General features: G+C 36.0%; 15 protein-coding genes and 1 riboswitch. All 15 genes read right to left on the bottom strand.

Annotation, left to right across the window (positions count from 1 at the left end):
- Positions 1-123 precede the first annotated feature (123 nt).
- The 15 genes from DFR78_RS03355 to DFR78_RS03285 all read right to left on the bottom strand — a co-directional run bounded on the left by DFR78_RS03355 (position 124) and on the right by DFR78_RS03285 (position 16102).
- Positions 124-462, bottom strand: coding sequence for a hypothetical protein (locus DFR78_RS03355; protein WP_114457427.1), 339 nt, complete (start codon positions 460-462; stop codon positions 124-126).
- 42 nt (positions 463-504) lie between these two features.
- Positions 505-3579: an efflux RND transporter permease subunit gene (locus tag DFR78_RS03350; protein ID WP_114457426.1), complete on the bottom strand. Its 3075-nt coding sequence runs from the start codon at positions 3577-3579 to the stop codon at positions 505-507.
- Entirely contained in the window at positions 3579-5054 is a 1476-nt protein-coding gene (locus DFR78_RS03345) for an efflux RND transporter periplasmic adaptor subunit (protein WP_114457425.1), read from the bottom strand. The genes DFR78_RS03350 and DFR78_RS03345 overlap by 1 nt, the downstream gene beginning before the upstream one ends.
- Positions 5044-6372: a TolC family protein gene (locus DFR78_RS03340; RefSeq protein WP_233486961.1), complete on the bottom strand. Its 1329-nt coding sequence runs from the start codon at positions 6370-6372 to the stop codon at positions 5044-5046. The genes DFR78_RS03345 and DFR78_RS03340 overlap by 11 nt, the downstream gene beginning before the upstream one ends.
- A gap of 1 nt (position 6373) precedes the next feature.
- Positions 6374-6958, bottom strand: coding sequence for a TetR/AcrR family transcriptional regulator (locus DFR78_RS03335; RefSeq protein WP_114457424.1), 585 nt, complete (start codon positions 6956-6958; stop codon positions 6374-6376).
- A 201-nt stretch (positions 6959-7159) separates the two neighbouring features.
- Positions 7160-7462, bottom strand: a complete 303-nt coding sequence (locus DFR78_RS03330; protein ID WP_114457423.1) for a YkvA family protein — start codon at positions 7460-7462, stop codon at positions 7160-7162.
- A 107-nt stretch (positions 7463-7569) separates the two neighbouring features.
- Complete coding sequence (locus DFR78_RS03325; protein WP_114457422.1) at positions 7570-8364, bottom strand: MetQ/NlpA family ABC transporter substrate-binding protein; 795 nt, start codon at positions 8362-8364, stop codon at positions 7570-7572.
- 93 nt (positions 8365-8457) lie between these two features.
- Positions 8458-9129 (bottom strand): methionine ABC transporter permease, encoded by a 672-nt coding sequence (locus DFR78_RS03320; RefSeq protein WP_114457421.1) that lies wholly within the window; start codon positions 9127-9129, stop codon positions 8458-8460.
- Complete coding sequence (locus DFR78_RS03315; RefSeq protein ID WP_114457467.1) at positions 9122-10144, bottom strand: methionine ABC transporter ATP-binding protein; 1023 nt, start codon at positions 10142-10144, stop codon at positions 9122-9124. Before DFR78_RS03315 ends, DFR78_RS03320 begins: the two co-directional genes overlap by 8 nt.
- An 87-nt stretch (positions 10145-10231) precedes the next feature.
- Positions 10232-10342: riboswitch (SAM riboswitch) on the bottom strand.
- A gap of 222 nt (positions 10343-10564) precedes the next feature.
- Positions 10565-11401: a PHP domain-containing protein gene (locus DFR78_RS03310; RefSeq protein WP_114457420.1), complete on the bottom strand. Its 837-nt coding sequence runs from the start codon at positions 11399-11401 to the stop codon at positions 10565-10567.
- Between the two features lie 130 nt (positions 11402-11531).
- Positions 11532-12290 (bottom strand): YdcF family protein, encoded by a 759-nt coding sequence (locus DFR78_RS03305; protein ID WP_114457419.1) that lies wholly within the window; start codon positions 12288-12290, stop codon positions 11532-11534.
- Between the two features lie 56 nt (positions 12291-12346).
- Entirely contained in the window at positions 12347-12625 is a 279-nt protein-coding gene (locus DFR78_RS03300; protein WP_114457418.1) for a metal-sensitive transcriptional regulator, read from the bottom strand.
- A gap of 54 nt (positions 12626-12679) precedes the next feature.
- Positions 12680-13498 carry an ABC transporter permease gene (locus tag DFR78_RS03295; protein WP_114457417.1) on the bottom strand — a complete coding sequence of 273 codons (819 nt, stop codon included), beginning with the start codon at positions 13496-13498 and terminating at the stop codon, positions 12680-12682.
- On the bottom strand, positions 13498-14451 hold the full coding sequence (locus DFR78_RS03290) for an ABC transporter permease (RefSeq protein ID WP_114457416.1): 954 nt from the start codon (positions 14449-14451) through the stop codon (positions 13498-13500). Before DFR78_RS03290 ends, DFR78_RS03295 begins: the two co-directional genes overlap by 1 nt.
- A 148-nt stretch (positions 14452-14599) precedes the next feature.
- Complete coding sequence (locus DFR78_RS03285) at positions 14600-16102, bottom strand: ABC transporter substrate-binding protein (RefSeq protein ID WP_114457415.1); 1503 nt, start codon at positions 16100-16102, stop codon at positions 14600-14602.
- Positions 16103-16193 lie beyond the last annotated feature (91 nt).

The raw sequence follows: 16193 nt of genomic DNA, 5'->3' as shown, positions 1-16193 counted from the left end.
TTAATTACATAATTATCATATCTAATCATCATTCATAGTTTATCACAATAATTTATACTTTGTCAATAGTTATTAATTTAAAATTAATATTTGTGACAAATAAATACTGTTTTATACTTTATTTTAATCTATAGAATAATATTTTTTAATAAACTTAGCCGACAGTTCAAATTTGGATCCACTGTATTTTAAAAGATTAACATCATTTTCACAGGCTTTTTTTACTGCAATTTTTTCATAGTTCAGCCCTTCAACTACAATAACAGCAGATATATTTGCCAGCAGGGCCACCCCAACTGCCACCAGATCATTCCTTATAGTAAGCCAGATATCATTCCTTTCTGCCCTTTCCATTACATCATGTGGAATATCACCAAAATATACACCACCTATTTCTTTATCCAGAGCCGGGCCTGCAACCACTTCCAGATCAAACTCATCTGCAAATTCTCTAACAGTCATATCTTATTCTCCTTTATAATTTTTTGTCAACATTTTACCCTTCTATATCCTCTTTTCTGCTTCCTCCCGGGTTATTCCTTTATATTTAGCAATAATAAATGCCCTTAGATCAGTAATTAAGGAATAGAAAATAGGAATTACAAATAATGTTAAGAAAGTAGCAAATGTCAGTCCACTTACAATAACTATCCCCATTGGCTGAGTTGATTCTGAACCTTCGCCAATACCAATAGCAATAGGCAGCAGACCCAGAATTGTTGTCAGTGCAGTCATCATAATAGGCCTCAGCCTAACCGTTCCAGCTGTTATAATAGCTTCCATCTTTTTTGTACCTCTGCGGCGCAGCTGATTAATATAATCAACCATTACTATAGCATTATTAACAACTATACCGGACAGAGTTATTAAACCCAATATTGAAGCAACAGAAACTATAGAGTTGGTTATATACATCCCAAATATTACACCTATCAAAGCCAGTGGAATAGTGAACATAATTGTAAATGGATGGACTAATGATTCAAATTGAGAAGCCATAACCATATAAATTAAAATTACAGCCAGTCCGAAAGCCATCCCAAGACTGCTGAATGATTCCTGCATATCTTCAAATTCACCTTCATAGCTGAATCTATAACCATCCGGTAATTCTAATTCTGATAAGCGAGATTGAATCTGAGTCATTACTGTACCAAGGTCTACACCGTGAATATCAGCAGTTATTTCAGAATGACGCTCCTGATCTTTGCGTAAAATTTCTACTGGTCCTTCAGCAATTTCCAGATCTGCTATCCTGCTTAATGGTATCATTTCACCAGATGCAGTTTGAATATTAAGTTCTGGCACCTGAGACATCTGTTCTATTTGATCTTCTTCCAGACGAATTCTAATATCATACTCATCACCGGCAACTTCATATTTGGTTGCAGTACTTCCATTGATAGCTGTTCTAACTGTATTTGCAATTTGACTTACATTTAAACCAAAGCGGCTTGCAATAGAGCGGTTAACCTTTATTCTATATTCGGGCTGTCCTTCTGAAAAACTATTGTCAATTTCTCTTAAACCCTCAATATCTTCTATGGCTGTAGTGGCTTTTGCAGTTTCCTGCTCTAATACATCTAAATCGTCCCCAAATAGTTTTACATTAACTGGTGCACCTCCACCAAAGCCCTGCTGTTCTTCGACAGTGAGGTCTACATCAGGGATATTAATTTTTTGTCGAATTTCTTCCATTACTTCTGCTGTTGACCGATCTCTCTCAGCCAGATCAACCAGGTCCACACTTATAATTCCCACATGACTGCTGGAAGAAGTAGACATCCTCTGACTATCAGATCCAACTGTAGCAATTACTGTTTTAATTTCTTCTATATTCATCAGTACAGATTCAATTTCTGTAGAAACTTCGTTGGAACGTGATAATGAAGTCCCTACCGGGAGTTCATAGGTGACTGAAAATGATCCCCGATCTGTACTGGGCATAAATTCAAATCCTATTTGTGGAATTAGTGCCAAACTACCGATCAGCAGAACTACTAATAATGCGACAACTACCCAGCGGTGTTTAAGCACTCTGCTCAGTGCTGTCCGATAAATTTTTCTTATTCTACCTTCTTTTTCAGTTCTGTCTAATTCTTTCTGTGTAACTTTCAAAATCTTGGAAGACAGCATAGGAATCAGGGTTAAAGCAACTATCAGAGAAGCAATTAAAGAAAAAGCTACTGTGAGTGCCAGGTCTTTAAATAACTGACCTGCCATTCCTTCAACAAAAACTATGGGTAAAAAAACAACTACAGTAGTAATTGTGGAAGCAACAATAGCCATTCCAACCTCAGAGGATCCTTCTCGGGCAGCTTCCACTTTACCCTCACCTAAACTACGGTATCTATAAATATTTTCCAGAACAACTACTGCATTATCAACCAGCATACCGACTCCAAGAGCAAGACCACCAAGAGATATAACATTTAAATTAACATCAGCAAAGTACATTAAGATAAAAGTGCCAATAATTGAAATCGGCATCGCTGTTGCAATAATTATTGTGCTGCGAATATTTCTTAAAAACAAAAAAAGTATAATTACAGCTAACAGTCCACCAACAATAGCATTTTGACTTACACTGGCAATGGATTTATTTATAAACTCAGACTGATCCATTGCAATTGAAAAATGGTAATTAGGATAATCCTTTTTTATTTGTTCTATTTCTTCTCTAACAGCATTTGCTACATTAACGGTATTTGCATCAGTTTGTTTCTGGATTGCGAGTGATAAACTGCGTTTTCCATTAGTTCTGGATAAAGTTTCTAAATCAGCAAAACCATCCTTAACTTCTGCTACATCGGATAATTTAATCTGTCCATTTCCCACCGGAATATTAATATTTCTAATTTCATCTAAATTAGAAAATTTACCGATTGTCCGAACTAAAAATTCTGTATCACCCTGCAGGACATCGCCTGCTGATACGTTTATATTTTCACTGCTGACAATATTTGTAATCGTGTTAAAACCAAGATTATAATGTTTAAGTTTCTCTCTCTTTACAGATACAATTATCTCTCTTTCCAGTCCACCCTGCATATAAACCTGAGCAACCCCCGAAATTCTTTCCAGACGGGGAATTAATTCATCTTCAACTTCCTCTTTAATTTCATCTATTTCCAATCCATCTGCTGAAACACCATAATTCATAATCGGAATCATAGCAGGATCAAATTTAAAGATCAGGGGTTCATCTGCATCTTCCGGTAAAATTGCATCACTAATTAAATTAACCTGTTCTCTGAGATCCTGAACAGCAAAGTCCATATCACGACCCCAGTTAAATTCTACTACCACTGTCGAAGATCCCCTCGAAGAGGTGGACCGTATAGTTTTTACGCCTTCAACAGTAGCTACTGCACTCTCTATTTCTTTTGTGATTAAATTTTCTATTTCCTCAGAGCCTACACCCTCATAACTGGTAATAATAGCTGCTCCCGGAAAAGTTATATCTGGAAACAAATCAAGGCTTAACATTGACAGAGAAACTGAACCAATCAAAAGCACCATCAAGATTATCATCGCAGTTGTTACAGATCTTTTTATCGAAAAATCGGATAACTTCATTAATTTCTCACCTCAACTGACTGACCATCCTGAAGGTTGCTCTGACCTCTAATGATTACATCCTCCCCTTCACTGAGACCACTTAAAATTTCAGCCCGACTGTCAGTAGTAATTCCAATTTTTACATCTTTTCTTACTGCTTTGTTATTTTTTATAATAAATAAATAGGGCTGGTCACTGTTTAAATTAACTATACTTTCTATTGGTACCACAACTGCTGAACCTGAACTTCCCTTAGATAATTTAACATCAGCAAACATTCCCGCTCTCAACCTGTGGTCAGGATTAGGAATTTTAACTTTAACTAAATAGGTACGGCTGGAAGGGTCGGCTGCGGGTGATATATTGGTAATTTCGCCTTCTATATAATGCTGCATTGTTTCAGCTTTTACTTCTACAGTTTCACCTTTTTTAACTGCAGAGGCAGTTGAGGCTGTAACATCAATTTCTGCATAAAGTTCTTTAATATTAACCAGATGAATAACGGTCTGACCGGCAGCTATTATTTCTCCCTGGTCAATATTAACTTTATTTATTAAGCCGGCAACAGGTGCTGTTATTTGAGTTTTAGAAATTTGATCTTCAACCTGGGCCAGACTTGCCTCCGCCTGTCTTACTGAAGCCAGACCGGCTCTTACTCTTTCCTGCCTGGGACCACGCTCTGCCTCTGCTAAATTTGCCGCTGCCACTTCTAAATTACTGCGGGCATTTTTAACCTGCCTCCGCGCATTTTCGAGCTGCTGTTTTAATTCTGTTGGATTGTTAAATGTTTTCTTTGCAAGCTGATAATTTTCTTCAGCTAAAGAAAAAGCTGATTTTGCCTGGTTTAAAGAAACTTCAGCATTTTCAAAGGCACTTGTTGCATTATCAAATTCTTTTTCAGAAATAACATTATCATTATATAATTTTTTTGAACGCTCATAATCTCTTTTTGCCTGCTCATAATTAATTTTAGCCTGATTTAAATTATGTTTTGAGCTTTCAAGCTGCTGTTCAGCACTAACAAGCTGCTGTTCTAAAGCTCTTCTGTCATTATATATTTCTTCCATTAATTTAAGATTTATTTCTGCACTTTCTAAACTTGCTTTTGCATTTTCATAAGTGGAGCGAACTCTGTCCATTTCTTCCTTAGTAACTCCATTTTTTAATTCCTGATAATTTGCACGAGCTTTCTCCAAAGAAGCCTCTGCCTGTTTTTTCTGAATTAAAAGAGACTCATCATCAATTTTTATAAGTTCTTCATCTTTCTTAACTTCCTCTCCAATTTCTACATTAACCTTTTCTGCTACTCCACCGATCTGGGCCGGAATATCTACATCCTGAATTGGAGTTAGGATACCTGTAATTATTTCATTTATACTAATATCTTCTTTAATAGATTTTGCAGTTTCTACAACCTGAGTATTATTCTGCGCAAAGGCTGTAGAGCTTATAAAGACTAACAGCAGTAAGATAAGTATTATTTTATTTTTCATTGTTTATCACATCCTTAAAGTATTCTTTTATGCGTCCGCTTTTATATAAAGTTCTAAATTGCTCAATTTCATAACTGTATTCTGCCTGGAGCAGTGAAACCTTGGCCTGGTTATATGTTGACTGTGCATCTATTACATCAGTATTGCTGGCTACTCCTGCCCTATAGCTTACATTGGCAATTGCTAAATTTTCTTTAGCATTTTCCAGTGAAAGCTTTTCCAGTTCAATTGATTGTTTATTTTCTTCTACATTCAAAACAACATCTTTAATTTCTATCTGCAGGTTTTCCAGCAAATCCTGCTGATTGTTATTAATTTTTTCCATCTGGTTTGCTCTTTTTTTAGCATTTATGTTTCCCTTTCCACCATCATAAAGTGGAACAGAAACTCCAACTGTTAATGACCAGTTTTCTCCCTCTTCTGACATAAATTCGTCTCCACTCCAGTCATAAGATCCATTGAGTGCTATATCAGGTCGGTAATACTGGCTGTCGAGCTTTTTGGTTAATTTTACTATCTGTCTGTTCAGCTCTAAAACCATTAAATCCGGATTATTTTCAACTGCCGTTTTAAAAAGTTCGTTCTGATTGAGATTTATATCAAAATCAATTTCCGGCCTTACTGTATTATATTCTGCTTCAGAAGCAAGAAGCTGGGACAGCCTTCTGCGGGCAATTTTTAAATCATTTCTGGCTGAGCTCAATTCTTCTTTTGCACTCCTCTGCTCTATCTGACTGCGCAGCAGATCCTGCCTTATCGCTGTACCGGCTTCAATCCTATTTTTTACAACTCTCAGATGCTCATTTACAATATTGAGAGCTTCTTTTCTTATTTCTACCATTCCTTCAGCCTGTAGAACACCATAATAGGACTGAATCAGATTAAACAGCTGTTCCTCCAGTACCTTTTCATAATTGCTTCTGGCTATTTCCAGATTATAACCGGCTATTTCCTTCTGTATACCAATCTTCCCTCCCAGCCAGAGCGGCTGTGTGAGATTTACAGAAGTACTGTAATTTTCATCAGGACCTTCAACAGGACCAAAAGATGATATTTGAGGCTGGCCTTCATCCATCTTTGTATATGAACTCTGCAGATTCAGTGTGGGAAAATACGACCTGACTGTTAGCTGAATATCTTTTTCAGCATTTTCTATATCTTTTCTGGCATTTTTTAATGTTCTGTTTTGTTCAAAAAGAATCTTTACTGCTTTTTTTAACTCTAACTCTTCTGCAGCCTGAACTGCTGTACTGACAGATAAAATGATCAAAATTAGAGCAAATATAATTGCTGTTTTATTTTGTATTTTTTTGTGCATACTACTGCTCCTTTCTGCGTATTCCATTCATTATAAAATTATAAATAAACTCTACCTGATTATCTATTCCATCTATATTTATTATTATATCCTGTGTATGTGGGGTAAACAAAACTGATAATATCATAGTTGAAATATGAACAGGATTTTCTTTCTTAATTATTCCATTATCCATACCTTCTTTAATAATTTCAGAAAAAATTCTTATAATTTCATCATGTTTTTTTTCCAGTTTGTTTTGAATTTCTTTATTAATTAATTCCATATTATTTCTAAAAACTGTTAGCAAATTCAGGTGTTCATTTAAAGTTTCCAGGACAGTTCTTATAATTTCACAAATTTTATCTTCAGTATTTTTATTAGATTCTGCTATTTTTTTAAAATGTTCCTTAAAATAGTCCTGGCCCTGTATAATGATTTCTCGAAAAAGTTCTTTTTTGCTGTCAAAATACCAGTAAACCGTACCTTTGCTGACCTCTGCACCTTCAGCAATTTCCAGCATTGATACTGTATGGTAATTATTTTTTGAAAACAGTTTCACTGCAGACTTTAATATCTCCTCTTTTGTATCTCTATTTTTACTCATTCTAAACCCCCTGTATTATTATACTGACCGGTCAGCCATTAATTATATAAAAAAAATTTCATTATGTCAAATTATATCTAAAAAAATTCTCTAACTTTATTTTTAAAGCTGCAGAAAGGACTGACAATCCATCTTCTACACAAAAAACAGCCGATAAAATTATCGGCTGATTAAAAAAATATTATTTTTTTCAGTCTTCTATCATTCTACAGTATAATCTTCTCTGGAGATATCTACTGTATCAGGGTCTTTTTTCCGACTTTTATTTAAATCTCTTTCTCCTTTATCATATTTACTGAGTAGATTTTTAAGTATGGGCCACATTAAAACAAATACAGCTATATCATCCAGCTGACCTGCTAGTGGGAAAAAATCCCCGATAAAATCAAAGGGAATTATCAAATATATAACAGGAACTAAAAAAAGCATTTTTTTACTTAATTTAATATCAGAATCCTTCATAAACTTAAATATTCTATATAAGCTGAATAAACTTTTTTTCATAAGTTTTCACCTCTTTTTCAGTAACTATATTATACAACAAATCAGCTGAAAAAGAAAATGGAGGTGCCTAATTGACACCTCCAGGTAAATAAATTTTACCGTTTAAATTAAAATACCGGAACAACTGATCCTTCATATTCTTTTAGAATAAAATCTTTAACTTCCTGAGTCTGGAGTACTTCCATCAGCTTCTTTATATCTTCTCTATCTTCATCCCCACTTCTTACAGCTACAACATTTGCATAGGGAGAATTACTTCCTTCTATAAGAAGTGCATCCTCCATTGGATTAAGACCTGCTTCCAGTGCATAATTAGTATTAATTACCGCTGCAGCTACATCAGGCAGAATTCTCGGCAGCTGTGCTGCTTCCAGTTCTTCAAACTTCAGGTTTTTGGGGTTTTCTATTATATCAAATGGAGTTGCATTAAGATCTTCAGGATTTTCAAGTTTTATTAATCCATTTTCCTGCAGCAGAAGCAGTGCTCTACCTTCATTTGATGGGTCATTAGAAACTGCTATTGCTGCACCTTCCGGCAGTTCTTCTACATCAGTGTATTTATCAGAATACAATCCCATCGGCTCTACATGAATCGGATCTAATGCAGAAAGTTCTAAACCTCTGTCTTTACTAAAATTATTAAGGTACGGTACATGCTGAAAAAAGTTTGCATCAATACTGCCGTCAGAAAGAGCAATATTTGGTGTTACATAATCTGTAAACTCAACGATTTCCAGCTTAATACCGGCTTCTGCAAGATCATCTTTAACCTGGTTTAATATTTCAGCATGTGGAACAGGAGTTGCACCAACCTTCAGAACAGAATCGGCTGCAAATACTCCCACAGTTCCTGCCAGTAAAATAGACAATACTCCAATTAATACAATTAATTTTTTTTTCACTATTATCCTCTCCTTTTCAAATTTGTTACGTCAAATCTAATTTTTCTAAAAAAGTCTCTATATAAACATAACCAGCATCTATATTCAATAATTTTATCTATGATCAAAAGCACCGGCAGCTTTATTGCCGAGCCACTGAATTATCTGCACCAGCAAAACCAGTATAACAATGGTCTCCAGCATAATACCCAGCTTAAACCGCTGATATCCATAACGGATAGCGATATCGCCGAGACCACCCCCTCCAACTGCTCCTGCCATTGCAGAATAACTAATTAAACTTACAGCAGTTAAAGTAATACCAAGCACTATAGCAGGCAGTGATTCTGGCAGCAGAACTTTATATACTATCTGCCAGGGAGTAGCTCCCATTGAGTGGGCAGACTCTATAACTCCTGGATCAACTTCCAGCAGAGCATTATCAGTTATCCTCGCCATAAATGGTATAGCAGCCAGAGAAAGCGGTACTACAGCGGCTGTTGTTCCGATGGAAGTTCCCACTATCATTCTGGTAAATGGAATTACTGCCACCATTAAAATAATAAATGGGATTGATCTGCCAATATTAATCATTCCATCCAAAACTGTATTTAGTGATTTATTGGGAAGAATATGCCCTTCTCTGGTAATTGTAGTTATTACACCAAGGGGAATACCACCCAAAACTGCCACAAAAAGTGAAAGCCCCACCATATATAATGTTTCCAAAAGTCCTGACCACATTAAATCATTATACCGGGCCAGTCCTGATAAAGCCTCAAACATTCTCTAACACCTCCACTCTTAATCCTTCATTTATCAAAAAATTTATTGATTTTTCTATACTTTCCGGATTACCTTCTAAATCCAGAATAAGGGTTCCAAAAGGTACTGTCTGAATCTCATCTATATTACCATAAAGTATATTGGCATCTATATTATACTGTTTTACCAGATAGGATATCAGCGGCCTGTGGGTTTTTTCTCCAATAAATGAAACTCTAATTAGCTGGCCCGGACGCTTTTCTTTAATTAATTTTATAACTTTTGGCGGCAGATCGAAGTCTACCACAGAACTTATAAACTTTTTAGTAAGAGCTTTTTGCGGTCTGGCAAATATATCGAGCACTTTTCCTTCTTCTATAACCTTTCCCTCTTCAATTACTGCAACTTTGTCACATATTTCTTTAATTACACCCATCTCATGTGTAATGAGAATTATCGTTAAATTCATTTCCTCTCTAATTTTACCTAAAAGATCCAGAATAGATTTGGTGCTTTCTGGATCCAGTGAAGATGTTGCCTCATCAGAAAGGAGAAGATCCGGTTCATTGGCAAGTGCCCTGGCTATACCAACCCTCTGTTTCTGCCCTCCAGAAAGCTGAGCCGGATAGTGATCAGCTCTATCTGTCAGTCCTACAAGCTCTATCAGCTCATCTGCTCTCTTTTCTCTCTGCTTTTTCCCTACTCCTGCTATTTCCAGAGGAAAAGTTACATTACTCCTAACAGTGCGCGAAGTCAGCAGATTAAAATGCTGAAAAATCATGCCTATTTTCTGCCTTGCCTGTCTTAAGTCTTTAGAACTGAGCTCTGTCAGGTCAACATCATTTATATTAATAGATCCTGCTGTTGGTTTTTCCAGCAGATTAAGCATTCGTATCAAAGTACTTTTCCCGGCACCACTTGGGCCAATAATACCAAATATCTCACCTGTGTTTATATCCAGATCAAGCCCGGATATTGCTTCTATATCTCCCTGTGTTGATTGATAACTTTTTCTTAAATTTTCTATTTTTATCACTGTCAGATCACCCTTCACAAAATAATAAACCGCTCCTATTTAGAGCGGCCTGCATTAAAAAAATCCTCTATGAGAGGATTAAATTACCCCTCATCTTTCATCTCCATTCAAGGAAATGCAGGAATTAGCACCTTACCTATATTTCAGGTAGGTTGCCGGGCATCACAGGGCCAGTCCCTCCGCCACTCTAGATGATTCATATTTATTTTTAATTTATTTAAATTTAAGTTATTTAAAAGTTTATCACTGCTTTCAGTCTTTGTCAAGTTTTTTATAAAAAATTTTCTATTTATCCTGTTTGGCTCACTGTTTGACTCAAAAATTCTGCTGCTTTTCTCAGCTGTATATTTAAGTAACTCATGTATATTTAAGTGACTCAATAGTATATTATTAGAATTCTCCTTATAATGATAATTAATCTTAATCTGTATTTGCTGCAATTTTTAATTTTTGGTAATCATCATAATCTATTCCCCATTCTCCAGGCATGATTCCAGGCGAATTATCTCCATGATAATCAGAACCCCCTGTTATTAAGAGATTCAGCTCTTCAGCAATTTTTTTATATCTTAAAGTATTAACTTCATCATGTTTACTCTGATAAACTTCTATTCCTTTAAGTCCGGCCTGCTTTAATTTTTCGATATCCTTTTTTTCTAAGGGATCTCCATGATTTATCAAAAATGGATGTGCAATTACAGGAATTCCACCTGACTTCAAAATAGTTTTTACTACTGTTTCCGGCCTGACTTTTTTCTTTTCAACATAAGCAGGACTTCCTCCACCTATCAGCTTATCAGTAAAAGCATCGGCTATTGTTTCTGCATAACCTTTTTTTACCAGTGCTCTTGCAATATGTGGGCGGCCAATACTGACACCGGATGCATATTCTTCTATATCTTCATAATCCAGCTGATATCCCATTTCATTCAAATTACTGAGAATCTTTTTTGTCCTGTCAATTCTGGACTGAATAATTTCATCACTCAATTTTTTTAATTCTTGATTTTCAATGTCAATAAAATAACCTAAAATATGGTATTCTGCTTCACCATGATAGGTTGATATTTCTATTCCCGGTACAAATTCTATACCGCAATCTTTCGCCACTTGAGCAGCTTCAGCTGTTCCTGCTGTTGTATCGTGATCTGTCAGAGAAATAGCTTCCAATCCCCTCTCAGCAGATTTTTTTACAAGTTCTTCAGGATTGAGAGTTCCATCAGAATATGTACTGTGCATGTGTAAATCGATCTTCATATTCAACTTCCTTTCTTATATGACTTATATTGTTGTTTTTCTTAAGAAATCAATAAGATGATTTTCCCACATCATAAGATTAATTAACATTTTATTTAACAGACTCTAATTTAAACTACTTTTTCTGTATCTAAATTCTGTCTGTTAGATAATACCAGAAAAGCCCCACCCACTCATGCAGGGCATTTAAGTTTGCTGTTAGAGCTCCCCGATTAGGTAAATATTCTAAATATCCCAGCCTATGGCTGAAGATATATCCCGAATGAACCGGTAAAAAATCTATATTCTGACTTTTAAAAACAGCAGCTGATCTGGCCATATGTATGGCCGAAGTGACAAGATAAATTTTATCATAATCATTATCATTCATCCACTGTTTTATATGTTCAGCATTTTCGAATGTAGTTCTGGCCCTATCTTCTTCTATAAAATTTTCCATTTCCATCCCCAGATTTTCCAGTACATCTGCAGCTACTTCAGCTTCAGATGTTTCCGAATAACCCAAAGCTACCCCTCCACTATATATAATCTCTGTCCTGTGCAGATTGTGTATTTTATATGCCTTAATAATTCTCTGCAGGCTGTAGAGACCGGGATAAGCTCCTCTCCCTTCTCTGTAATATATTCCACCACCAAGAACAGCCACCGGATGTGGGGTTAGTGGTTCAACACTTATACTGTCTGCATAATCTTCAAGTGGAATAACCAGTATTTTTATACCAATTCCACTTGATAATACTATCATAATTAGCAGAAAAATTACAGAGATAATTTTTATAATTCCACTTTTTCCCTTAATAATAAGATAAACTGTCAGAATAAACAGCAGTACAATAAATAGTCCGGGCGGCATTACAAATGAAGCAATTATTTTCTCTAGTGCAAGCATTAAATTTTCACCCCACCTTTAAATTTAATGAGACTTAACACAAAAGGGCTGTTATATTAATCGGTAAATTTATCTATAACATCGAGCAGCTCATCAATAATCTCCTGTTCTCCTTTTTTATCTGAAATAGCATTTTTCACACATCCATTTATATGTTTATCCAGTACTTTGAGTGCTACTTTTTTTAAAGCACCCCTGGATGCGTTTATCTGTGTTAAAATATCCACACAGTATTTATCTTCTTTTATCATCCTCTGCAATCCTCTTACCTGGCCTTCTATTCTCCGCAGGCGCAAATCTAAGTTTTTCTTATCTTCTTCTGATAATGAATTCATACTAACACCTCTTTTGGGTTTTTTCGTTACCTTAAATAATATATGATAATTAAATTATATTTTGGGGTCCAGCATATCTCTTAATCCATCTCCCATCAAATTAAAGGCAAGTACTGAAATAAAGATTGCCATACCGGAAGAAAGTGCAATCCACGGTGCCTGATCCAGATAGCCCTGTCCGGTACTCAGCATAGTTCCCCAGCTTGGAATAGGCGGCTGTGTACCCAGCCCCAGATAACTCAGGCTTGCTTCTACAATTATACCTGATGCAATACTCAGAGTTGCCTGAACCAGAATTGGACTCATAATATTGGGTAAAATATGCTTAAATAAAATTCTGATATCTGACATACCCAGTGATTTTGCTGCCTCAACAAACTGTGCTTCTTTAATAGAAAGAACTTCCCCTCTTACAAGTCTTATATACCTAGGTGTAAATATGATACCAATAGCTATCATTGCATTTTTTAAACCTGCTCCCATAATGGCACTCAGAGCCAGGGCCAGAACAAGTGAAGGAAGAGACATCATTGCATCTGTAAATCTCATAATCACAAATTCATCTAGAAATCCCCTGTAATAACCAGCAATTAAGCCGATGGGAATACCAACCGCTAGAGCAATCAAGACAGAAATTAATCCTGCAGACAGAGAAACACGAATCCCATAAATAAGTCTGCTGAACACATCTCTGCCTAAATCATCGGTACCCAGCAGGTGATTTTCTCCCGGACCTTTAAGAAAATTTACATAATCTGGCTCACGCGGATCATATGGTGCAATAAGTGGAGCAAATATAGCCAGCAGTACTTCCAAAAATATGACAGCTGCTGCAATTAAAGCAAGTTTGTTTCTTTTAAATTTATTCCACATTATTCCCCACCTCCAATAGATATTCTTGGATCAAGGAAGGAATAAGTTATATCAACTGCCAAATTAACAAAAATAACCATTATCGCCATTATTAAAATTGAACCCTGCAGCATCGGGAAATCACGATTAAAGATAGACTGAACAACCAGCCTGCCAAATCCAGGTATAGCAAAAATCTGCTCTGTAATTACAGCTCCACCTAAAAAAGCTGACATCTGCAGGCCAATAACCGTTACTACAGAAATAAGTGAATTTCTGACAGCATGTTTTAATATAACAACAAATTCGGGAAGTCCTTTGGCCGCTGCAGTTCTAACATAATCTGACTGAAGCACATTCAGCAGGCTGGAGCGCATCATTCTCATTGTCACAGCAGCCATTCTTATGCCGAGAGAAAGTGAAGGCATAATCATCAGTTTTAAATTCTGTGATAAATCTTCAAATGGAGAAATATAACCAGATGGTGGTAGAATTTTAAATTGAACAGCAAAAAGATATATTAGCAAAATGCCCACCCAAAAACTGGGCATAGATATACCTCCAAGTGCTATCAGGGTACTGGAATAATCAAAAACCGTACCTTTTTTTACGGCAGAAATAATACCTGCCGGTATAGCAATCACAATGGATATTAAAATACCTAAAAGTGCAAGTTCTAAAGTGATGGGTATTTTTTTAAATATTGCTTCTGCTACACTGCGGTTGTCTCTGATAGAAGTTCCAAGATCACCTTTGACCACATTTTTTAGCCAGCTGAAATACTGAACAACCAGAGGGCGGTCAAGTCCCATTCTGGCACGCAGTGCCTCCAGTGCCTCAGGAGAGGCCTCCTGCCCCAGCATCATCAGGGCAGGATCTCCTGGAGTTAAGTGTATTAGCGAAAAAATCAGTACTGTAACAAGTAATAAAACAGGTATCATCATTATTATTCTCTGTATTAAATATCTACTCATAAATCTACTCCTATACTCAACTTAATTTAGTTTATACATAACTCGGTTTATTTAACTCGGTTTATTATTGACAAATACTAAATATAGCCTGCAAATCCAGTTTTACTCTGTTTTTATATCACTTTATTTTTAAGCAAAACAATCTCAGTTAATCTACCCAAACTTCATGCAGCCTCATAAGACCGTCAGGATATGGTGTAAATCCATTTACTCTATTTTTGTGTGCTTTTAGTTCTTTAGGGTGATATACAAATATATATGGAAGTTCTTTATCCAGATATTCTACTACCTTTCCATATAATTCTTTTCTTTTTGCTGGATCACTTTCTATTCTGGCAGCATCAAGCAGTTTATCTACCTCTGGATTGGAATAATTGCTCTGATTCATTGAACCTTCACTGTGGAAAAATCTATAGGTGTTTCCATCAGGATCTACTCTTCCACTCCAGCCAACTAAAACAGCCTGATAGTTTGTAGCCATAAGGCGGTCTATCAGAGTACCAAATTCCAGCAGTTCAATATTAACTTTTATTCTTACCTGTGAAGCCATAGACTGAATCAGCTGTGCAGTCTGTTTTGCAGTAGGTTCTGGTGATACAAGCATATTAAATTCATATCCATCTGCTTTTCCAGCTTCTTTAAGCAGTTCTTTTGCTTTTTCAGTGTTAACCTGAACCACTTCTCTGCTCTCATCATGTACTGATGTTCCAGGAGGAAAGGGGCTGTGGGCCGGAAATGCTGCTTCTCCAAAAACAACATTCACTATTGCATCACGGTTAATACTGTAATTTAGTGCCTGTGTCAGTGCATCACTGCTGAAAGGTTCTACAGCTTTATTGATCCAGATTCCCTGAAATCCAAGTCCACTAACTGTGCTGACTTTTATACTGTCATCTTCGGCTAATTTTTCTATATCTTTGGGTGGAACTTCATCTATCAAATCCAGCTCTCCTGAAGTTAAATTTACAAGCCTCACATTACCATCAGTAAATGGTTTATAAATAACTTTATCCAGATAGGGAAGGCCTTCCTGCCAGTAATTTTCATTTTTTTCTAAAACTATCCTGTCCTGCATTTCTCTTTCTACAAATTTAAAAGGACCTGTGCCAACAGGATGGGACGGAAAGTTTTCTCCATATTTTTCCAGAGCCGCTGGAGAAATCATCATTCCTGCTCTATCAGTTAGTGTACTCAAAAATGGGACATATGCTTTAGAAAGTTTAAGGCTGATTGTATATTCGTCAACCACCTCTATTTCTTCAATTAAATCCAGATCACTTTTACGTGGAGAACCAAGTTCTGGATCAAGCATTCTTTCAAAATTAAATTTAACTGCTTCTGCGTCAAAATCTGTTCCGTCATGAAAAACCACATTATCGCGAAGATAAAAAATATATTTTGTACCATCCTCACTTATTTCCCAATCTTCTGCCAGTCCTGGTTTAATATTTAGTTCAGGATCAAGTTTCAGCAGGCTGTCATATAAACTCATAAAAACCTGTCTGTCCACTCTGGTTGTTGACATGTGTGGATCCAGCATTGGTGGGTCATCATCAAGTCCAACAATCAGTGTACCCCCATTCTGTGGTGCTGCTGCAGTCAGAGAAAAACTGATACTTAAAACAATTAATAAAATTATTAACTTTTTCATCAATTACTCACTCCTAACTTCTCATTTTAATTTTATAAATATCCTGCTAAATTTGCCTTTCTTTTCCCTCAACCAGACACTATTTTAATTG

The sequence above is a fragment of the Halanaerobium sp. MA284_MarDTE_T2 genome (assembly GCF_003337245.1).
GTDB lineage: Bacteria > Bacillota > Halanaerobiia > Halanaerobiales > Halanaerobiaceae > QPJE01.
The sequence above is the reverse complement of the archived record's forward strand: the minus strand, read 5'-3'. Positions and strand labels throughout refer to the sequence as shown.